Here is a 423-nt window from a genome sequence, read left to right as displayed (position 1 = left end):
CCCGACCCGTACGCGCCTTCCATGCGGCTGGCGATGCGGGTCAGCTCGGAGAGCTTGGCCGGGTCGCGCGGCGCCGGCATGGAGGTCATCAGCTTGAGCAGGTGGATCTGGCGCTTGGTGTCCTCGCTCATCGGCTGGCCGTCATAGGTGCCGGCCTGGGTGATCCAGCCGTTGAGGACGGTCAGCCAGCGCTCGTTGGCCTTGGCCGCCACGCGCTCGGAATCCTCGTTGATGTAGGTCGAGGACAGCCACTGCGCCGAGGTCATTTCCGGGTACATGGCCTTGTACTCGGCGTTGACGCGGGCGATGAACTGGTCCGCGGTTTCGCCCGGTTTGGCGCTGGTCGCGGCTGGCGCATCGGCCGGGGTGGGTTCCTTCTGGCAGGCCGCCAGCGTCAGTGCGGCAGCACCGACAGCCAGGGCC

General features: G+C 68.6%; 1 protein-coding gene. It reads right to left on the bottom strand.

What is annotated here, in order from left to right:
- Nucleotides 1-423 (bottom strand): M2 family metallopeptidase (locus AC1DN0_RS41580; protein WP_477146683.1); only part of this gene is annotated, 423 nt, incomplete at both ends.

The organism is Cupriavidus sp. 05N39 (assembly GCF_056397325.1).
This window is presented reverse-complemented; position numbering and strand designations above follow the sequence as displayed.